This is a genomic window from Rhodoferax sp. ZS1R25 (genome assembly GCF_056521335.1).
The window spans coordinates 348,502-365,493 of sequence record NZ_JBWMAZ010000001.1 but is presented as its reverse complement, the minus strand read 5'-3'; the positions used below and the strand labels follow the sequence as shown (position 1 = coordinate 365,493).

Annotated in this window: 17 protein-coding genes; 6 read left to right on the top strand and 11 right to left on the bottom strand. The window is 65.0% G+C overall.

Going from position 1 to position 16,992, the window contains the following annotated elements:
- Window positions 1-15: 15 nt before the first annotated feature.
- The 9 genes from AC097R_RS01685 to AC097R_RS01645 form a co-directional block, all read right to left on the bottom strand.
- Window positions 16-2,121 carry a VIT and vWA domain-containing protein gene (locus tag AC097R_RS01685; RefSeq protein ID WP_479595868.1) on the bottom strand — a complete coding sequence of 702 codons (2,106 nt, stop codon included), beginning with the start codon at window positions 2,119-2,121 and terminating at the stop codon, window positions 16-18.
- Between the two features lie 157 nt (window positions 2,122-2,278).
- Window positions 2,279-3,010: a hypothetical protein gene (locus tag AC097R_RS01680; RefSeq protein ID WP_479595867.1), complete on the bottom strand. Its 732-nt coding sequence runs from the start codon at window positions 3,008-3,010 to the stop codon at window positions 2,279-2,281.
- Between the two features lie 129 nt (window positions 3,011-3,139).
- A complete protein-coding gene (creC, locus tag AC097R_RS01675; RefSeq protein ID WP_479595866.1) occupies window positions 3,140-4,606 on the bottom strand; it encodes a two-component system sensor histidine kinase CreC in 1,467 nt (488 codons plus the stop codon).
- Window positions 4,603-5,328 carry a two-component system response regulator CreB gene (gene creB, locus AC097R_RS01670; protein WP_479595865.1) on the bottom strand — a complete coding sequence of 242 codons (726 nt, stop codon included), beginning with the start codon at window positions 5,326-5,328 and terminating at the stop codon, window positions 4,603-4,605. Before creB ends, creC begins: the two co-directional genes overlap by 4 nt.
- 63 nt (window positions 5,329-5,391) lie before the next feature.
- A complete protein-coding gene (cueR, locus tag AC097R_RS01665) occupies window positions 5,392-5,838 on the bottom strand; it encodes a Cu(I)-responsive transcriptional regulator (RefSeq protein WP_479595864.1) in 447 nt (148 codons plus the stop codon).
- Window positions 5,822-6,019 (bottom strand): heavy-metal-associated domain-containing protein, encoded by a 198-nt coding sequence (locus tag AC097R_RS01660; protein ID WP_479595863.1) that lies wholly within the window; start codon window positions 6,017-6,019, stop codon window positions 5,822-5,824. Before AC097R_RS01660 ends, cueR begins: the two co-directional genes overlap by 17 nt.
- 91 nt (window positions 6,020-6,110) lie before the next feature.
- Window positions 6,111-6,740 (bottom strand): YbhB/YbcL family Raf kinase inhibitor-like protein, encoded by a 630-nt coding sequence (locus tag AC097R_RS01655; RefSeq protein WP_479595862.1) that lies wholly within the window; start codon window positions 6,738-6,740, stop codon window positions 6,111-6,113.
- A 70-nt stretch (window positions 6,741-6,810) separates the two neighbouring features.
- The gene (locus AC097R_RS01650) at window positions 6,811-7,668 is read right to left on the bottom strand and encodes a helix-turn-helix transcriptional regulator (RefSeq protein WP_479595861.1); all 858 of its coding nucleotides are present in this window, start codon (window positions 7,666-7,668) and stop codon (window positions 6,811-6,813) included.
- On the bottom strand, window positions 7,661-8,548 hold the full coding sequence (locus AC097R_RS01645; RefSeq protein ID WP_479595860.1) for a LysR family transcriptional regulator: 888 nt from the start codon (window positions 8,546-8,548) through the stop codon (window positions 7,661-7,663). The genes AC097R_RS01650 and AC097R_RS01645 overlap by 8 nt, the downstream gene beginning before the upstream one ends.
- A gap of 103 nt (window positions 8,549-8,651) precedes the next feature.
- On the opposite strand from AC097R_RS01645, the gene AC097R_RS01640 reads away from it, so the two are divergent.
- The 3 genes from AC097R_RS01640 (at window position 8,652) to AC097R_RS01630 (ending at window position 12,827) form a co-directional block, all read left to right on the top strand.
- Entirely contained in the window at window positions 8,652-10,067 is a 1,416-nt protein-coding gene (locus AC097R_RS01640; RefSeq protein WP_479595859.1) for an MFS transporter, read from the top strand.
- Between the two features lie 38 nt (window positions 10,068-10,105).
- Window positions 10,106-12,334, top strand: coding sequence for a heavy metal translocating P-type ATPase (locus AC097R_RS01635; protein WP_479595858.1), 2,229 nt, complete (start codon window positions 10,106-10,108; stop codon window positions 12,332-12,334).
- 88 nt (window positions 12,335-12,422) lie between these two features.
- Window positions 12,423-12,827 carry a MerR family transcriptional regulator gene (locus AC097R_RS01630; protein ID WP_479595857.1) on the top strand — a complete coding sequence of 135 codons (405 nt, stop codon included), beginning with the start codon at window positions 12,423-12,425 and terminating at the stop codon, window positions 12,825-12,827.
- Window positions 12,828-12,836: 9 nt separating this feature from the next.
- On the opposite strand, the gene AC097R_RS01625 is transcribed toward AC097R_RS01630, so the two are convergent.
- A complete protein-coding gene (locus tag AC097R_RS01625; RefSeq protein ID WP_479595856.1) occupies window positions 12,837-13,085 on the bottom strand; it encodes a hypothetical protein in 249 nt (82 codons plus the stop codon).
- 90 nt (window positions 13,086-13,175) lie between these two features.
- Between AC097R_RS01625 and AC097R_RS01620 the strand changes: the two genes are divergently transcribed.
- Complete coding sequence (locus AC097R_RS01620) at window positions 13,176-13,514, top strand: YnfA family protein (RefSeq protein WP_479595855.1); 339 nt, start codon at window positions 13,176-13,178, stop codon at window positions 13,512-13,514.
- A 16-nt stretch (window positions 13,515-13,530) separates the two neighbouring features.
- Here the strand turns inward: AC097R_RS01620 and AC097R_RS01615 are convergent, their stop codons facing one another.
- Entirely contained in the window at window positions 13,531-14,085 is a 555-nt protein-coding gene (locus AC097R_RS01615; RefSeq protein ID WP_479595854.1) for a DUF4124 domain-containing protein, read from the bottom strand.
- A gap of 117 nt (window positions 14,086-14,202) precedes the next feature.
- Between AC097R_RS01615 and AC097R_RS01610 the strand changes: the two genes are divergently transcribed.
- Both AC097R_RS01610 and AC097R_RS01605 read left to right on the top strand, forming a co-directional pair.
- Window positions 14,203-15,771, top strand: coding sequence for a methyl-accepting chemotaxis protein (locus AC097R_RS01610; protein WP_479595853.1), 1,569 nt, complete (start codon window positions 14,203-14,205; stop codon window positions 15,769-15,771).
- A gap of 37 nt (window positions 15,772-15,808) precedes the next feature.
- Window positions 15,809-16,942, top strand: a complete 1,134-nt coding sequence (locus AC097R_RS01605) for a YbfB/YjiJ family MFS transporter (RefSeq protein ID WP_479598079.1) — start codon at window positions 15,809-15,811, stop codon at window positions 16,940-16,942.
- Window positions 16,943-16,992 lie beyond the last annotated feature (50 nt).

Below are 16,992 nucleotides of genomic sequence, written 5' to 3'. Positions count from 1 at the left end.
GGCCGAGTCTCCTGCTTAGCTGGTGTAGTGGTGGGCGCGCAGGGCGGCGCGGCGGCGGCGGTGTGCCAGCATGGCCAGCACCGAAAGCGTCACCAAGATCGCACCCCAGGTGGCAGGCTCGGGTGTGCTGGGCACTTCGGCGCCCAGGGCCGAGTTCTCCACACCCTGTGGCAGCGGCGAGGGCTGGTTCACGCTGGGGCTGTCGGCGGACGCCTTGTTGCGCACCACTTGGTCCACGGCCAGAAAGCTGGTGTACTGGGTTAGCAGGCTGTACTTCAGGCCCAGGTCGGTGATGGCGTCTTTCGCGGCGCTGCCGCCTTCCAGGGCTTCCTGATCGCTGAGTGCCGCAATGCGGTGGCGGGCCCACAGGTGGCGCAGGGCGGCGGTGTCAGTGGCATTGCCGGCATTGATGGGCATGCTGAAGTGCAGCGGGCCGCTGGCGGAGTTGCCGTCCACGATCAACGTGCCCTTGGCATCACCTTTCCACTTGCCAAACACGATGAGCGGGCGCTGGGCCAGCAGGTCGGGCAGCTGTCGGGGTTCCACGTCGTACACATCCAGGCCTTCAAAACGCACTTTCACGTTGGTGAGCACGGGGGAGTCGATCATTTTGCGGAAGCGGGCGGCTTGTTCGGCGGCCTCGGCGGGTTGGGTGATGATGAAGGGTTCGCCCATGCCCGCACGGGCCAGGCCTTCCATGAGGTGGCGGTTCACGCTGGAGCCGATGCCGAACGAAAACACGTTGGCGCTGAAGAGGTTGTTGCGCACCAGCTCAAAGGCTTCGCGCTCCACGGTCACATAGCCGTCGGTCACCACCACCACAGTGCGCGACACATCGGCGTTCTTGGGCTGGGCATACACACGCTTGAGCGCGGGAATCAGCTCGGTGCTGCCACCGCCGCCTTCCTTGTCGATGGTGCGGATAGCCTGGTCGATATTCGCCTTGGTGGCGGGCACCGATTGCGGGCTCAGGAAGTTGTTGCTGCCCGAAAACAGCAGCACGTTGAAGGTGTCGCTGGGACGCAGGCCGCCAATCAGCTCGCGCAGCACCACTTTGGCCGTGTCCAGCGGAAAGCCGTGCATGGAGCCCGAGATGTCCACCACAAAGATGTACTCGCGCGGCGTGATGGCCGTGGCGGCCGGGGCCTTGGGTGGCTCCACCATGGCGAGGAAGAAGTTCTCGTCCTGGCCCTTGTAGAGCATCACGCCGGTCTCGATCTTGTCGCCCGCCAGGCGGTAGTTCAAGATGAAGTCGCGGTTGTTGGTCGGCTCGGCCGTGGGGTTCAGGCCCACCACGGTGGCGCCACCCTGCTCGGTGTAGCTGCTGATGGTGTGCGAGCTGGAGCGCACTTCCTTCATACCAATGGGCGTGTTCAGCGTGATGTGGATATCAAACGCGGGTGCTGCGGCACTGGTGGGTGTGTTCTGGCCCTGGGGCAGGATGGGCTGGGCCACCCATGTGGCGTTGGCTTGCGAGCTCTGCGGGCTGTTGTAGCGCGGGCCCACCACGGTGGGGAAAACGAACTGGTAGTTGCCATCGGTGGGCAACAGCAGTTCGGTGTAGCGCAGCTCCACCTTCACATCGTCGCCGGGCATGATGTTGGCCACATTCATCTGGAACACATTGGGCAGGTGCTGCTCCAGCAGCGCGGCGGTCTTGCCTTCCTGCTTGGCCGCGTCGTATTCGATCTTGGCCTGCTGCTTCTCGCGGATCTTGGCGGTGATCAAGCGGTCCGCAAGGCGCACGTTCATGCCGTGCACTGCCGCACGCGTGGAGCCGGGGAACACGTACTTGGCCTCAATGGCACGCTGGCCTTCGTTCTTGTAGGTCTGCACCACGGTCACATCGGCAATCGCGCCGCTGACCTTCACATTCACTTGCGTGGATTTGAGCGGCAACTGGTCCACGCCAGGGTTGTCGCTTTTGACGAAAAAGTAAGGGCTCTCGGTTTTGAGGCGCGGTGCTGCGTCGCGGTCTTGCGCGTGGGCCGGGGGGCTGATGGCCAGCGCTACAAAGCAGGCTGCGGAGAGTGTGGTGGTGGCTAGCCAGAGCCAGCGCGACAGACGGGCGGGGGGCTCAGCGGCGGCATCGGGGGCCGGGTGGGTAGCAACAAGTGCCATGGGGCTTCTCCAGTCGGCGTGCGGTATTGCACGGTGGAGAGAGCATCCCGCCGGGGAGAGAAGTCAGTTTGAAGGGGTTAGGGGCTTGTGTGAAGTCTGTGTGAAAGCTGGGTGAAGAAGCGCTTGGACGACGTAGATTGCCTCAGCAGTTGACGCATCAAAGCTCCCAATTGACTTCGCAGGCTAAGTACTCGCCGATGACAATCTTGATTCGCACTATTCCGCTGTCATCTATTGCTTGGAACCTATAGCGCCCTTCTTGAACATCCACCCAATTGTTCAGAATCAAGTGCACAACTTTTTGTTCGCTACTGGGGCCTTCCAACTTGACTTCTGTCACACACAATCGTTGCATGCCACGTGATCCTATTTCCCCATATGTTTGGATTGCATGGTGAGAATTGAATTCCGCCAAAAAGGTATCCGTGAGCACATCAATTGGTTGCCACCATATCGATGTTGGCTCATCGCGGCATTCCTGTTTTAACTCGTAGGCCGCATGACAGCGCGCTAGTTTTAGAAGAACTCGCCGTATCCTCTCGTGTTCGACTTGGAAGACAATTTTGTCGCCGTCGACGGTCTTGGCAGCTTCGATGCGAGCCCGCAGAATTGGCGATCTTTCCAGCAGGGCAGCGACGGTGGGACGTCGTATTTTTCCAGGCGTTGTAGTTCCCGCAATAACTGACTCAACCAGGCAGGCGATGTACTCTTCATCTTTTGAAAATCCGTTGTTGCAAGCATGACAGGCTCCAACAACTGGCAAATTCTCTGGATACGGTTTGTCTAGTAATACACGTGAAGGAATATGTTCGCGCGTGTTGTCTTGTGCTCCGCAGTAGATACAACCAATAAGCAAACGCTCGTCGGAGTAGTCTCTGAACTGTTCCATGGTTTCGTTAGTGTTCGAAGTTTTCTAGCGGGCCGTAGATTGCAGAAAAGATTAACGCATCTGAACGCCGCGAAATGAATATGACATCAGCTTGATTGTTCCCGCTGCATTGCAGAAGGTCGTCACACTTCAATCAGCCCTCTTTGGCAACCACAGCACAGCATTTGCCCCCGTGCCTTCCGCTTCCTGTCGGTTCCCCAGTTCCACCCTGCCTCGGTGCAGCGAAGCAATCTCCTTCACAAAGCTCAACCCCAGCCCCGTGCTCTTTTTCTTGGAATGCGGCCGTGCGAGTGAGTAGAACTTCTCGAACACCTTGTCCTGTGCGTAGCCGGGGATGCCGGGGCCTTGGTCGCGGACGGTGATCTGGGCCCAGCGGCCTTGGACTTGCAGGCCCAGTTCGATGTGGCCGCCCTCGGGAGAGAAGTCCAGCGCGTTGTCCAGCAGGTTGCTGACGGCGCGGCGCAGCAGGAAGGGGTCGGCCTCCACCGTCACGTCTTCGCTGGCGGCCACGGTGATGCGACAGCCGCGTTGGGTGGCCACGCTGTGGGAGGCGTGGGCCAGCTCGTCCAGCAGGGGCAGCAGGGCCACGGGTTGGGCGTTGTCGAGCACGCGGCGGGTCTCCAGCGCGGTGAGTTCCATCATGCGGTCCACCATCTCCTGGATGCGCTGGGTCTCGCGCTGGATGTTGGTGAGGAAGCGCTGGCGCTGGGCCTCTTCCATGGGCTCTTGCAGCAGCTCGGCTGCGCCGCGGATGGCGGACAACGGGCTCTTCACTTCGTGCGTGAGGGTTTGCACGTAGTCGGCCACGTAGTTGCGCCCGGCCAGCGCGTCGCGCATCTCATCGTAGGCGGCGCGCATCAGGTCCCAGGCGCGGCGCAGCAGGCGGCCGGGGTGGAAGCCCTGTTGCGCCTTGATGTAGCGCGCGTAATCGGCAATCAGGCCAAACGGCCGCACCAGCCACATAGATACCATGACGGCCAGTACCAGCACGGCCAGTACCGAGATCAGCCCCGCGTAGAGCGTACGGCTGCGGGCCGCCGCGACAAACTGGCCAAAGGTTTGCACCGGCTTGCCCACGGTGACGGCGCCAATGATTTCGCCGCTGCCTGCGCCCTGTGGGTTGTTGGTCCAGCGCACGGGGGCAGCCATGTACATGACGGCGGAGTTGGGGTCGCCCGGAATGTCCAGCGTGGTGCGGGCACCGTATTCGCCCTTGAGCGTGAGCTGCACATCGCGCCACTGCGAAAAGTCTTTGCCTTGCGACTGGCCCGTGGAGTCAAACACCACGGTGCCGTTGCGGTCGGTGACGTAGGCGCGCAGCTCCACCTTGGTTTTGGTGACGGTGAAGATCTGGGCGCTGAACTCGCGCGCGTAGGCGGCCTTGAACAGGCTGTCCAGCCGCGCGGTGTCGATGGCGCCATCGCGCACGTCTTGCTCGATGAGCGTGGCCAGCAGCTGCGAGGTTTCCACCAGGGACTCTTCGGCGGACTCGCGGTAACGCGGGTCCAGGTCGCTGACCACGCGGTAGAGCACAGCGGCCATGCCGATCGCGTAGATCAGCAGCAGCCCGAAGAAGATGCGACTGCGCTTGCTCAAGGCGTGGCCGGCAGTTCTTCGCTCAGCGCGTAGCCACTGCCGCGCAGGGTGCGGATGGGGTCGTGGCCGGGGGCCACGAGTTTGAGTTTGGCGCGCAGGGTCTTGATGTGGGCGTCTACCGTGCGGTCAAAGCTGTCGTTGTCGCCACCCCAGACTTGCAGTAGCAGCTCGTCGCGCGTGAAGACGCGGCCGGGCTTTTGCACCAGCAGGCGCAGCACGCCGTATTCGTAGCGCGACAGTTCCAGCGCCTTGCCGTAGAAGCGGATCTGGTGGCGCTCTTCGTCCAGCGCCCAGATAGTGGGGGCGGTTGTTGGGGCTGCCGATGCGACGGTGGTACCCGGCCGCGCACTGCGGCGCAGGATGGTGCGCACGCGGGCCACCAGCTCGCGCGGTGAGAAGGGTTTGGCAATGTAGTCGTCGGCGCCCAGCTCCAGACCGACCACGCGGTCGATCTCGTCGCTGCGCGCGGTCAGAAACAGCATGGGCACCTGGTTGCCGCCTGGCAGGGCCTGCAGGCGGCGGAAGAGTTCGAAGCCGTTCAGGTCGGGCAGGCCCACGTCCAACACGGCGAGCGCGGGCAACTCGGCGCTGAACAGGCGAATGGCGTCTTCCGCAGTGCTGGCCCACACGGGCGCAAAGCCGTCGGTGGATAAAACGTACTGCAGCGTGTCGGCAATGCCGGACTCGTCTTCAACAATGAGGATGCGCGGTTTCAGGGCCATGGGGCGCATTGTGGCGCAAAAATGGCCTCTAGCCCCCGTGGATTATGCGCAAGCAGCTATCAATTACGTAGCGGCTGCCTGGGTGCCCGCCAGGTCATCCAGGATGGGACAGTCAGGCCGCTCGTCGCCATGGCAGCAGTCCACCAGGCCGCTCAGTGTGCGTTGCATGCTTTGCATGGCTTCGATGCGCTGGGTCAGTTCTGCCATGTGCTTTTGCGCAATGGTCTTCACGCTGCTGCTGGTACGGCGGCGGTTTTGCCACAGGCCGACCAGCTCGGCAATCTCCGCCATGGAGAAGCCCAGGTCGCGGCAGCGCTTGATGAAGCGCAGCGTGTGCACATCGGCCGAGCTGTAGAGGCGGTAGCCGCTTTCGGTGCGGTTCACCGTACCCAGCAGGCCCAGCGATTCGTAGTGGCGCAGCATCTTGGCCGAGACACCGCTCTGGCGCGCCGCCTCGCCAATATTGACCGGCTCGCCGGACATCGCCGCGGGCTTAGGCTGCAACGGCATAACCTTCTTCGGCAATGGCGTGGGCCAAGGTCTCGCGCGGCTGGGTGGATTCCACGTCCACCTTGTTCTGCGTGCGGTCGATGGTGACCTGGGCTTGCGGGTCGGCGTCTTGAATCGCGCGGGTGACGGCTTTCTCGCAGTGGCCGCAGGTCATGCCGGTGACGGTGAAGGTTTGGTGCATCACAACTCCTGTGTTCAGTGAATGCAGGAATTGTGAACCTTGCTACGGTGGGAAGGTCAAGCGCAGGAGCTTGACCCTGCCATCGCTTGGGTCAGCGACCGTAAGTGGCCGTGAAGCTGGCCTTGCCCAGCAGGTGCGCGCCCAGACCCTTGTTCAGGATGAAGCCGTGCAGGCCCGCGGTACCAGTCTTGGGGATGCCGCCAGCGGCCTGCAGGTCGTCCACATCGTAGGCAAACACCGTGAAGATGTAGCGGTGCGGCTTGTCGCCCACGGGTGGGCAAGGGCCGCCGTAGTTGCCATTGCCGCCTGTGGCGCCGGTGTCGTGGAAGTCGGTGCTGCCGCCAAACGCCGGGGCGGGCAGGGTGGCTGCGGCATTGCCCGCGCCGCGTGCCAGGCCGTTGGCGCTGGCGGGGATGTTGTAGACCGTCCAGTGCCAGAAGCCGCTGCCGGTGGGGGCGTCGGGGTCGTACACGCTGAGGGCCAGCTTCTTGGTGCCGGCGGGCAGGTTGTCCCACTGCAGGGCGGGCGACACATTGCCGCCCGTGCAGCCAAAGCCGTTGAGCACGAACTGGTTGTCAAACGAACCCGAGGCCAAGTCCGGGCTGCTGAGGGTGAAGGGCTTGGTTTGGGCCCAGGCGGCGCCGGTGGCGAGTGCCAGGCTGCCGGCCACCAGGGCGGCTGCGCCCAGGGTGGCGATGGATTTGCGTACTGCGAATGTCATAACTGCTTTCCTTCCAAAAGACTGCGCTCATTGCGCGAAGTCCATTGTTCGGCCGCAAGCAGGGAGGGCGTTAGCCGCTAACGCTGGTTTCTTGTGCCAAAGCGCTTTTTTTGGGGCGTGCCAGGGCAGTGTCTGCGGTGCGGACGGATGACGGGCTCAGGCCAAAGCGGTTGCGAAACGCGGCGGTGAACCGGCTGTGCGACTCGTAGCCGCAGCGTTGCGAGATCTGGCCCACCGGGATGTCGGTGGACTGCAGCAGGCTCAGGCCCAGCTCCAGGCGCACCTCGCGCAGGCAGGCGGTGACGTTGCTGTTTTCGTCCTGCAGCCGTTGGCGCAGGGTGCTGCCGCTGAGCAGAAAGTGCTGGGCCAGCGCGTCTACCGACCAGTCGGCATGCGGGCGCTGGGCGATCAGGTTGGTGACCCGATCGGTCCACGACAGGGGCACGCGGCTGGGAAACACCAGGCGCCGTTCGGCCAGGGTCAGCAGCAGCTCTACACCGCGGTGCACCGCACTGGCAGTGAGGCCCTGGGCCGCGGCCCGTTGGGCGCGTTCCCAAGTCTGTGCCCAGTCGTCGGGCGCGGTGGCGGTGGCAAAGCCGTTCAGCGGCGGCTGGCTGGCCAGCGCGGGGTACTGGTTGGCAAAGGCATCCGCCACCACATCAGGGATGGACCACACGCTGGCGGTGTAGCGCCCGCTGGGGCCGATGTGGTTGGACACATCCCACTGGTGGCCGGCCGACAGCAGGCACAGCCCGCCCGCTTGCACCTGCAGCAGGCCCTCCGCCCGCTGGGGTGTGAAGATGCTTTTGGCACCCGCGCGCACCCAGACGATGTTGGGGTTGCGAATGCGCACGATTTTCAGGCTGTGGCTGACGGCTACCGAAATGTCGAAGAAATGCGTGTCCATGCCCGAGTTTGGCTTATTCACAAATCTCCCGCACGCACCCGCGCAACCAGCGGTGCGCCGGGTCGGCATGCTGGCGCGGGTGCCAGAGTAGGGACACGGTGAATTCGGGCGCGGCAAAGGGCAGCGCAAAGCTGTGCATGCCGGCGCGCAGCACGCCCGTGTGGCGCTCGGGCACGCTGGCAATCAGGTCGGACGCGCGGGCCAGCGCCACGGCGACGGAAAAGCCATCGACGATGGTGCGCACCTGCCGCTCCAGCCCCAGGGCCTGCAGCGCCTCATCCAGCTGGCCTTTGTCCAGCCCGCGGCGCGAAACGTTGACATGCTGCCCCGCCGCGTAACGTGCAGGGGTGACCTCGCCAACGCTGAGCGGGTGGCCGGCGCGCACCACGCCAATGTGGCTGTCGCGGAACAGGGCCTGGGCGCGCAGCTCGGGCCCCATGCTGTTTTCCACCACACCGGTTTCCAGGTCTACCGTGCCGTCGCGCAGCGGGCCGCTGTCTTTGTCGGGCTTTTGCACAAAGCGCAGGCGCACGCCGGGCGCCTCGGTGGCCACGCGGGCAATGAGCGCGGGGCCAAAGTTCTCTACAAAGCCTTCGCTGGTGCGCAGCGTGAAGGTGCGCACCAGCTGCAGCAGGTCGATGTGTTCGGTGGGGCGCAGGGCAGCCTCGGCGTCTTGGACCAGCTGGCTGACCCGCTCGCGCAGCTCCAGCGCGCGCGGTGTCGGCACCAGGCCGCGCCCGGCCCGCACCAGCAGCGGGTCGCCCGTGGTCTCGCGCAGGCGGGCCAGCGCTCGGCTCATGGCCGAGGGGCTCAGGCGCAGCCGCCGCGCGGCGCCGGCCACGCTGCCCTCTTGCAGCAGCACATCCAGCGTGACCAGCAGGTTGAAGTCGGGGGTGGACATGGCCCCACCATAGCGCAAATGGCTGTGACATGGCGCCTAGCGCATGAATACAGTGCAAACGCTGCGTCTTCCGCCATGCCGGTGAAAAACCTACGCTGCAGGCATGCAAACCTCACCCGCTCCCCTTCCCGCTGCCGCCCGTTGGGCCTTGGCCAGTTTGTCGCTGTCGCTGCTGCTGTCCTCGCTGGGCACCAGCATTGCCAATGTGGGCCTGCCCACGCTGGCGCAGGCCTTTGGCGCATCGTTCCAGCAGGTGCAGTGGGTGGTGCTGGCCTACCTGCTGGCCATCACCACGCTTATCGTTAGCGTGGGGCGGTTGGGCGATTTGGTGGGGCGCAGGCGTCTGCTGCTGGGTGGCATTGCGTTGTTCACGGTGGCATCCGGTCTGTGCGGGCTGGCGCCCACGCTGCCGTTGTTGATCGCGGCCCGCGCACTGCAGGGCCTGGGGGCCGCGGTGATGATGGCCATCACCATGGCGTTTGTCGGTGAGATTGTTCCCAAGGCGCGCACAGGCAGCGCCATGGGCTTGCTGGGCACCATGTCGGCCGTGGGCACGGCGCTGGGACCCTCACTGGGCGGTGTGCTGCTGGCCACGCTGGGCTGGCGTGCGCTGTTTCTGGTGAACCTGCCGCTGGGCCTCCTGGCCGTGTTGCTGGCTTACCGTTGCTTGCCTGCAGACCGAAAGGCGGCACAGCATACGGCGATGCGTTTTGACTATGCGGGCACGTTGCTGCTGGCTTGGACACTGGGGGCGTATGCGCTGGCGATGACCCTGGGGCGTGGCCACTTCGGCCTGTTGAATATGGCGCTGCTGGCTGCTGCGGTGTTAGGGGTGGGCTTGTTTGTGCTCACCGAGGCCCGCGCCGCGGCGCCCCTGGTGCACCTGGCCATGTTCCGCGACGCTGGCCTGAGCGCGGGCCTGGCCATGAACGCGCTGGTGTCTACGGTGATGATGGCGACGCTGGTGGTGGGGCCGTTTTACCTGGCACGTGGGCTGGGGCTGGATGCGGCCTGGGTGGGCGGCGTGATGGCGGTGGGCCCGGCGGTCTCTGCATTCAGCGGTGTGTTTGCTGGCCGCATGGTGGACCGCTGGGGTGCTACACGCATGGTGGTGGCGGGGCTGACTGCCATGGGTGTGGGCGCCGTGGGGCTGTCAGTGTTGCCGGCTGTGTTCGGCGTGGCGGGTTACATCGTGGCCATTGCGGTGCTGACCCCGGGCTACCAACTGTTCCAGGCGGCCAACAACACCGCGGCGATGCAAGACATTCGCGCGGACCAGCGCGGTGTGACTTCCGGCATGTTGAACCTGTCGCGCAACCTGGGGCTGGTGACGGGGGCATCGCTGATGGGCGCAGTGTTTGCCTGGGCCGTGTCGGCGGTGGATGTGGGTACGGCGCCCCCCGCAGACGTAGCCACCGGCTTGCAGACCACCTTTGCCGTGGCAGCCGCGTTGGTGGTGGCCGCGCTGGCCCTGGCGCTCAGAGGTCGCGCGCTGGCAAAGTCTGCAATAACCCTTTAGCTTGACCTTCCCCCCATGGCAAGGCCTAAGCTTCTGCCATGACTACCGAAACCCCAACTTCCTCAAGCATCGATATCGGCATTGGCGGCATGACCTGCGCATCGTGTGTGATGCGCGTGGAAAAGGCCCTGAAGAAGGTGCCTGGCGTGGAGAGCGCCACGGTGAACCTGGCGACCGAGTCGGCGCGTGTGCAGGTGAGCGACCCCACCATGGAAGCCCGCCTGCGCCGAGCGGTGCGCGATGCGGGCTACGAACCGCTGGCACCCAGCGCTGCGATTGACGCGGTGGACGTCTCAACGTGGGCAGGCTTTGGGCCGGTGGGCATAGGCCTGGCTCTGTGTGCGCCACTGGTGCTGCCCATGGTGGGGGACTTGTTTGGCAAGGACTGGATGCTGCCCGCGCTGTGGCAGTTTTTGCTGGCTACACCGGTGCAGTTCATCTTGGGCGCACGCTTCTACAAGGCCGGGTGGCATGCGCTCTTGGCGCGCACCGGCAATATGGATTTGCTGGTGGCGTTGGGCACCTCTGCGGGCTGGGCACTGTCGATGTGGTTATGGCTCACGGCGCCGGACCATTCGGCGCACGGCGGGTCCGCGATGGCGCCGCACCTGTACTTTGAGAGCAGCGCCGTGGTGGTGACGCTGGTGCTGCTGGGCAAGTGGCTGGAGGCACGCACCAAGCGACAGACCACGGCTGCCATCCGCGCACTGCACAGCCTGCGGCCTGACACGGCGCATTTGCTGGGGCGCGAGGGCGAAGTGGATGTGCCCGTGGCCGAGGTGCTGGTGGGCGACAAGATTGTGGTGAAACCGGGCGAACGTTTCCCCGTGGACGGCACGCTGTTGGAAGGCCGCACACAGGTGGACGAATCCATGCTGACCGGCGAACCCCTGCCTGTGACCAAAGAGGTGGGCGCCAAGCTCACCGGCGGCAGCATCAACGGCGAGGGCCGCGTGGTGCTGCAGGTGCGCGCGGTGGGGGTGGACACGGTGCTGTCCCACATCATCCGCTTGGTGGAAGACGCCCAGGCGGCCAAAGCGCCGATCCAGCGGCTGGTGGACCAGGTGAGTGCGGTGTTTGTGCCCGTGGTGTTGGTGATTGCGCTGGGGACGCTGCTGGCCTGGTGGTTCACGGGCCACAGCTTTGAAGTGGCGCTGATCCACGCGGTTGCGGTGCTGGTGATTGCCTGCCCCTGCGCGCTGGGATTGGCCACACCGGCGGCCATCATGGCGGGCACGGGCGTGGCGGCGAAGTTCGGCATCCTGATCAAGGACGCACAGGCGCTGGAGGTGGCGCACACCGTGAACGTGGTGGCCTTTGACAAGACCGGCACGCTGACCGTGGGCCAGCCACGCCTGACCGCGCTTCTTCCCGTGGGCTTGCCGGAAGACGAAGCCTTGCGCTTGGCCGCCAGCCTGCAGAGCGGCAGTGAACATCCGCTGGCCCATGCCGTGGTGACGGCTGCCAAAGCCAAGACGGTGGACGTGCAAGCCCCCACCGATGTACAAGCCGTGCCTGGCCGTGGCACCCAGGGCGCGGTAGCGGGGCGCACGCTTTTGCTGGGCAGCCTGCGCTGGATGGCCGAGCTGGGCGTGGCGCTGGAGGCGGTGACGAAACAGGCCACACAACTGCAGGCGGAAGGTGCGACCGTGTCCGCCATGGCCGAGCAAACCGGGAGCGGTGTGACACTGCTTGCGCTGCTGGCCTTTGCCGATGAACCCAAGCCCGGTGCCAAAGAAGCGCTAGCCACCTTGAAGGCCCGCGGCATCCAGACCGTGATGATTTCCGGTGACAACCGGGGGGCGGCCGAAGCCATGGCCAAACGCCTGGGGCTGGACGCCAAAGACGTATTGGCCGAAGTGTTGCCAGGTGACAAGGCCGCGAAGGTGGCGGAGCTGAAAGCTGGCGGCAAAGTGGTGGCCATGGTCGGCGATGGCGTGAACGACGCGCCCGCTTTGGCCGCTGCCGATGTCGGCATGGCCATGGCCAACCCCAATGGCGGGGGCACCGATGTGGCCATGCACGCGGCTGGCATCACGCTGATGCGCGGCGACCCGCTCTTAGTAGCCGGCGCGCTGGACATCAGCCGCCGCACGGTAGCCAAGATCCGGCAAAACCTGTTCTGGGCCTTTGCCTACAACGCGGCCGGTATTCCGCTGGCCGCGCTGGGCTACCTGAGCCCCATGGTGGCCGGCGCGGCCATGGCGCTGAGTTCAGTGAGTGTGATGACCAATGCGCTGCTGCTCAAGCGCTGGAAGCCGGATTAATGGTCAAATGGGCTTCTAGCCCCCGCAAAATATGCGCAACTAGCTCCTAAATTGAGAGCAAACAGAAACCCCCAACCGGAGCCCTGCCATGTGGATCGGTGAGTTGTCGGAACGCAGCGGTGTGTCGCGGGACACCATCCGCTTCTACGAAAAGCGCGGCCTGCTGCAGGCCAGCCACCGTGAGGCGGGCAGCGACTACCGCGTCTATGGCGCCAGCAGCCTGCAGCGTCTGGCGCACATTCAGCAACTCAAGGACGTGGGCTTCACCTTGCAGGACATTGCCAATCTGTTGGTCGGTGCAGACAACGCGCCATCGTGCGCCGCGCTGCCGGCGCGCCTGGCGCAAAAGGTGCTGCAGGTCGAAACCCAGATGGCGCAGTTGAAAGCACAGCACCAGGCCTTGCTGGCGGTGCAGCGCGCTTGCGATGGTGATTGCGCCGTGGTGGACGGTATGCCCAGCTGCGTGCCGGGCAGCCTAGCTTGCGCCGCTTAGCGCAAATGATTACGGGGCGTCTCGGCCCTTGCAGTCCAGGTTGCAGGCCGGTGCCTGGCGCTTGATCCACCATCGCCAGGCTAGCAAGGCCGCGGTGGCGATGGCCAGTGCGGTCGCCAGGGGCTCCAGAAAGAAGGCCAAACCGGTCAGCGCCGTGGAACCCAATGCCAGCGCCAGCATGGGCAGCGTGCAGCAGGCCACACAGGCAGCCCCTGTGAACCAGGCCAAAACGCGGGGGGAGATGAAAAAACGTGCCATGGGACAACTTTCGTGAATGAAACAAGCCCCTACGCTAGGCCCTGGAGTGCACTCCAAGGTCAATAATCCCCTCGTTTCAAAGGAGATCCCATGCGTCCGCTGCTCGTCATCACCGGCCTGTTTGTGCTCACCGCGGTGGCCGAGATCGTGGGCTGCTACCTGCCTTGGTTGTGGCTGCAACAGCGCGCGCCGGTGTGGGTGCTGCTGCCGGCGGCTTTGTCACTGGCCCTGTTTGTCTGGTTGCTGACGCTGCACCCGGCGGCCAGCGGGCGGGTGTATGCGGCTTATGGCGGCGTGTACGTGGTGACCGCGCTGGCCTGGCTGTGGCTGGTGGACGGGGTGCGCCCGCAGCTGTGGGATTGGGTGGGGGCCGGCCTGGCGCTGGCTGGCATGGCGGTCATGGTGCTGGCACCCCGCGCACCGGCCTAGCGCGCGCAGAGCCTGCTTACTTGGTGCAGGCCGAGAAGTGGTTGTTGCCGTTGGACATGCACTGGTAGAAGCTGCGGTCCTTGCCGCTGGAGAACTGGCAGTGGGCCAAGGTCGTCTGGGCCTTGGCGCGGCGCAGGTTGGCAGCGTTGTTGTCGTAATCGGCCTGGGTGATGTAGCCGTCTTTCAGGTTCTTGGCGCTCACTTCCAAGGCTGTATCCGCTTGGTCTTGCGCATTCTTCACCGCGCTCATGCAGTCCAGCGGCACCTCTTTGCTGTCCTTGGTTTTCAGCGCTTTTTCCATGCCCTTGGCAAAGTCCTGCACGTCTTTGGGAATCTTCTTGGTGCCGTCGGCGTTGTACTCGGGGGTGCCACCGGCTTTGCCGTTGTTGTCGCCACCAAAGCCGCTGTTGCTGCGCAGCTTCAGGGCTTCGGCGCCTTTGTCGGTCGCGGGGGGCTGCGAGCCGTAGTGGGTCTTGCCTTCGGCATCCACCCATTTGTAGACGCCCTGGGCGTGGCCTAACGCGGTGCAGAGCAGCAGTGCCAAGGACAGGAGAACGGGATAGTGGCGCATGGTGGGGCGGGGCAGGATGGGTTTGGAACGAAATTCTATGCGGGCGGTGTGTCGGCAGCTGTAAGCTTGCCGCGGTGCGGGCAAGCTCTTAGACTGCAACAAAAAAGGAAGACAAGCATGACCACCATGTCCCTGATGCGGCTTTTCACAATACGGCTGCGCATGTTGGGCGCCATTGCCATGGTGCTGGCGCTGCTGGCCGTGGTGGGGGCCGGGGGGCTGTGGGGCATGGCGCAGATCCAGGCCGAGAGCGATGCCTTTCTGGACAACTCCTTCGCGCGGGTGCAGCACCTGGGCCGCCTGCAGGCCGCCATCAGCTCGGTGCGCCAGGCCGAGAAGGACATGATCATCGAGTACGAGCGTCCGGCCGAGGTGGAGAAGGCCTACGCGCGCTGGAAGACCAACCTGACCACGGTGGACGACATCACGGGCCACCTGCTGGAGGATGCCGACAATCCGGTGATCCGCGGCATGCAGGCCAACCTGAAGACCTATACCAAGATGTTTGAGCCGGTGACCAACCAGCTCAAGACCAGCGGCTACGAGTCTGCCACCACCGCCAACCGCATGAGCCAGAAGGCGCTGGCCGAGGTGGAAAAGGTGCAGCTGCAAACGCGCGAGCTGGAAGAGCTGCTGCAGAACGAAGCGAACGAGGCCATCCGCAAGCAGCAGAACGTGGGCAAGACCATCAAGTGGCTGTTCATCGCGGCCCTGGCGGGTGCCGTGGTGGTGGTGGTGCCGCTCACCATCCTGAACATGCTGTCTATCTGCCGCCCGCTGGAGCAGGCGCGCCAGCTGGCCCAGGCGATTGCCGGGGGTGACCTGTCGCAACACGTAGACGTGGTGGGCAAGGACGAGGTGGCCGACCTGCAGCGCGCGCAAAAATCCATGCAAGAGGGCCTGGGCGCGTTGGTGGCGCAGGTGCGCGAGGCCAGCGAAAGCGTGGCCCTGGCCAGCCAGGAGATTGCCTCGGGCAACCAGGATCTGTCGCACCGCACCGAGCAGTCCGCCAGCAGCGTGCAGGAGACGGTGGCCTCGCTGTCGGACCTGACCACCAATGTGCAGCAAACCGCCAGCGCGGCGCAAACCGCGCGCCAGTTGTCCGATTCCGCCTCCACCCTGGCGGCCCGCGGTGGCAAGGTCGTGACGCAGGCGGTGGGCAGCATGCATGAGATCGCCGCGTCCAGCCGCAAGATCAACGACATCATTGGCCTGATCGACGCGATTGCCTTCCAGACCAACATCCTGGCGCTGAACGCGGCAGTCGAAGCCGCCCGCGCGGGCGAGCAGGGCCGCGGCTTTGCCGTGGTGGCCTCTGAGGTGCGCAGCCTGGCCAAGCGCTCGGCCGACGCGGCGCAGGAGATCAAGGTGCTGGTGAGCACCAGTGTGACCGCGGTGGACGGTGGCGTGAAGCTGGTGGAAGAGGCCGGTGCCGCCATGCAGGAGATGGTGGACGGCGTGCAGCGCGTGGGCGCCATCATTGGCGAAATCACTGCTGCGGCGACCGAGCAGTCCACTGGCATTGCGCAGGTGAACCAGTCGGTGGGCAGCATTGATCAGGCGACGCAGCAAAACGCTGCGCTGGTGGAAGAGTCCGCCGCAGCCGCCGAGTCCCTGCGCGAGCAGGCAGGGCGGCTGGCCGAGGTGGTGCGCCAGTTCCGTCTGCAGAGCAGTGCGCTGGTCTGAGGACCGGCAGGCCTGGGCGCTCGCCCTGGCCCTGTCGATGGGGGCCGCCATCTCCCTGGGCATCACCCGCTTTGCCTACGGCCTGCTGCTGCCGGCCATGCGCACCGACCTGGGCTGGAGCTACACGTTGGCCGGCGCCATGAACACCGCCAATGCCCTGGGCTACTTTGTGGGCGCGCTGGCCACGCCGTGGTTGATGCGGCGCCTGGGCCCGTCCACCCTGCTGTGGGGCGGGGCGGTGCTGGCCAGCGTCTTCATGGGGCTCAGCGGGTTCTTTACCGAAGCACAACCCTTGCTGCTGCAACGCCTGTTGGCCGGCATCGCGAGTGCGCTGGTGTTCATCGCTGGCGGCTTGTTGGCAGCCCGGTTGGGTGCGCGCTACCCCCGCCACAGCGGGTTGTTGCTTGGCCTGTACTACGGTGGTACGGGGCTGGGCATTGTGGCCTCGGCGCTGCTGGTGCCTTGGGTGCTGGAGGCCATACACATGCAAACCCATGGCTGGCGCTGGGCCTGGTGGATGTTAGCGCTGGCTTGCATGGCGGCCAGTGCGGTGCTGGTGTGGCCCGCACGGGTGATGGCGCGCTGGGATCTGCCCACGGCCACCGGCGGTGTGCAGGGGCATTTCCGCTGGCGGCAGTTCGGCTACGGGCTGGCCGGCTACACGCTGTTTGGCGTGGGTTACATCGGCTACATGACCTTTGTAGTGGCGCTGCTGCGTGCGCAGGGCAGCACTGCCCTGGCGGTGACCGTGTTCTATGCGCTGTTGGGTGTGGCGGTGCTGGCGTCCAGCCGCATCTGGGCTGGCCTGCTGGACCGGTACAAGACCGGCCGCCCGCTGGCCACGCTGAATGCCCTGGTCGGTGTGGCCACGGTGCTGCCGGCGCTCACCCAGTGGTGGCCGCTGGTGCTGGCCTCGGGCCTGTTGTTTGGCGGGGTGTTTTTGTCGGTGGTGGCGTCCACTACGGCGCTGGTGCGGCACAACCTGCCACCCGCCGCCTGGGCCGCGGGCATCAGCGCCTTCACCACAGTGTTTGCCGCGGGCCAGATCATCGGCCCTACGGTGGTGGGCTGGATTGCCGATGGTCCGGGCGGGTTGGCACGGGGGCTGGTGTTCTCGGCCGGTGCCCTGTGGCTGGGTGCGTTGCTGGCACTACGCCAAAAGGCACTCTAGCCCCCGTATTCATTGCGCAAGCAGCTCCTGTTTTTATAGTAATTTTTGAA